Below are 839 nucleotides of genomic sequence, written 5' to 3'. Positions count from 1 at the left end.
GAAATCGCCGACGCGCTGGCGCGCAAAGCCACGCTGCAGGAACAGCTGGCGGCGCAAACCGGCTATGTGGCGGCGGCACAGCAATATTATCGCCTGGCCGAGCTGCGTTACCGCCAGGGCGTGGACAGTTATCTGACCTTGCTGGACGCGCAGCGCACGCTGTACACGGCGCAGCAGTCGCTGATCGCCGCGCAGCAGACCGCGTACGACAATCAGGCCACCCTGTATAAAGTGTTGGGCGGCGGCGTTACCGCCGAGCGGCAGGGGGACGGCGTCATCGCCGATAAGGCGACGCTCAGCCGCTAACCCTGGACCGCGCGCGCCAGGTGTTTGGCTGCGCGCGGTTTTTTTATGGAAAGTGTAAAGAAACAGAAAACCCGGCCGGCGGGCAGAACTCGCTGCGGTGAGCAGAGTCAGACAGAGAACCGCATTCATCTTTTATTCATATCGGCTCGAGGTCGTCATGGCAGAAGATATTCAGCAACAGGTCATCGCGCTTATCGCCGCATTCAACACGCCAGGGCGGTTGAAGAAGGGCGTGGCCATCACCCCGGAAACCGAGATCAACACCGCGCTTCACCTGTCGTTCAGCGATTCCAATACGCTGATGCGCCGCTACTTCGATACCTTCGGCGTCGACAGCGGCAACTATAACCACGAGCTGTATTTCCAGCCGCCGGCCAACACCGGGCGCTGGTTTTCTCCCTCCGCCTGCAAAGAACACCCCCGGCCGCTGTGCGTGTCGATGTTGGTGCGCTCCGCGCGCGCCAAACGCTGGCTGTACGACATTCACTTCCTGATCGAGCAGCTCCGCTAGCGCCGCATTACTGCTCCAATAC

The 839-nt window shown here is 61.1% G+C and carries 2 protein-coding genes; both read left to right on the top strand.

Translation table 11 applies throughout. The features are described from left to right. Positions 1-306: TolC family protein (locus SO140_RS46185; protein ID WP_498544234.1), on the top strand; the 306-nt coding region annotated here is incomplete at its 5' end. 157 nt (positions 307-463) lie between these two features. Continuing rightward, positions 464-817: a DUF1493 family protein gene (locus SO140_RS46180; RefSeq protein WP_060433101.1), complete on the top strand. Its 354-nt coding sequence runs from the start codon at positions 464-466 to the stop codon at positions 815-817. The last annotated feature ends 22 nt before the right edge of the window (positions 818-839 follow it).

The organism is Bradyrhizobium sp. UFLA05-108, assembly GCF_059803455.1.
The sequence above is the reverse complement of the archived record's forward strand: the minus strand, read 5'-3'. Positions and strand labels throughout refer to the sequence as shown.